2 protein-coding genes are annotated in these 1485 nt (G+C 70.4%); both read left to right on the top strand.

Annotated features, from left to right (window positions below; all coding sequences use genetic code 11):
- The coding region (locus tag StrepF001_RS45250; RefSeq protein ID WP_129803878.1) for an ROK family protein at nt 1–633 on the top strand (633 nt) is incomplete at its 5' end.
- 351 nt (nt 634–984) lie between these two features.
- Nucleotides 985–1485 (top strand): ATP-binding cassette domain-containing protein (locus tag StrepF001_RS45245; RefSeq protein WP_129803877.1); only part of this gene is annotated, 501 nt, incomplete at its 3' end.

Below are 1485 nucleotides of genomic sequence, written 5' to 3'. Positions count from 1 at the left end.
GACGTGAACCTGATGGCGGTGGGGGAGCAGCACGCGGGCGTGGCGCATTCCGCGGGGGACTTCCTGTGTATCAAGATCGGGACCGGCATCGGCTGCGGGATCGTGGTCGGCGGCGAGGTCTACCGGGGGACGACGGGCAGCGCCGGCGACATCGGTCATATCCAGGTGGAACCGGGAGGCCGTGCGTGTGCGTGTGGCAACCGGGGTTGTCTGGAGGCGCATTTCAGCGGTGCCGCGTTGGCCCGTGACGCGGAGGAGGCCGCGCGCGCGGGCCGGTCGGTGGAGTTTGCGGCCCGGCTGGAGACGGCCGGGCATCTGACGGCCGCGGATGTGTCGGCCGCTGCGGCGGCGGGGGACGCGGTGGCTTTGGAGCTGATCCGGGAGGGCGGGACGCGTCTGGGAAAGGTCATCGCCGGTCTCGTCAGTTTCTTCAACCCGGGGCTGGTCGTGATCGGCGGTGGGGTGACCGGGCTCGGGCACACGCTACTGGCCAGTGTTCGGACCCAGGTGTACCGGCAGTCGTTGCCGCTGGCCACGGGCAACCTGCCCATCGTGCTGGGGGAGTTGGGACCGGCCGCCGGAGCCATCGGCGCGGCCCGGCTCATCAGCGACCACGTCTTCTCACCGGCCTGACCGCTGCCGGGCTCCGCCGGACACGGACCACCACCGACCACGGCGTCACCGCAACACCGTTGTGCCACGGCAACCCCATGGCGCCATCGCACCACCCATAGAGCCGCCGCACCACCCAAACCACCGCCGTACCACCGCACCACGCCTCGATGACCGGCTCCCACCACCGCACTGTTCGCCGGGCCGTCAGGCCTGCCCTGCCCTGCTCAGCCCGTACGCCGCCCTGCCCTGCCCAACCCCTACGCCCCGGCGCACACGATGCCAGGGGCGCCCCAGAGCCGCCCATGTACCCCGAACCGCCCTGTCCAGCCCCTGCCCGCTCACGGCCCGCACCTGCCCGAGGGGATTCCCATGGCACCACAACCACCCCTGCTCACCATGTCCGGTATCACCAAGTCGTTCCCGGGCGTCCGCGCCCTGGACGGTGTGGACCTTGAAGTCCAGGCCGGCGAAGTCCACTGCCTCCTCGGCCAGAACGGCGCCGGCAAGTCAACCTTGATCAAAGTACTCGCCGGAGCTCACCAGCCCGACGGCGGTGAGATCACCTGGCGGGGCGAGCCCGTGACCCTGGGGTCGCCGATCGCCGCCATGCGTCTGGGCATCGCCACCATCTATCAGGAACTCGATCTGATCGAGGGGCTGTCCGTCGCGGAGAACGTCTTCCTCGGGCACGAACCCACGTCCGCCGGGTTCGTCGTACGCGGCTCCGCCGCCCGTACGGCGACCGCGGAGTTGCTGAAACGTCTCGGGCACTCGGAGATCGATCCCTCGCGGCTCGTCGGCGACCTGTCCGCGGCGCAGCAGCAGATCGTCTCGATGGCCCGCGCGCTGTCCCATGAGGTTCGGCTGATC

The organism is Streptomyces sp. F001 (assembly GCF_004187715.1).
Lineage (GTDB): Bacteria > Actinomycetota > Actinomycetes > Streptomycetales > Streptomycetaceae > Streptomyces > Streptomyces flavusporus.
This window is presented reverse-complemented; position numbering and strand designations above follow the sequence as displayed.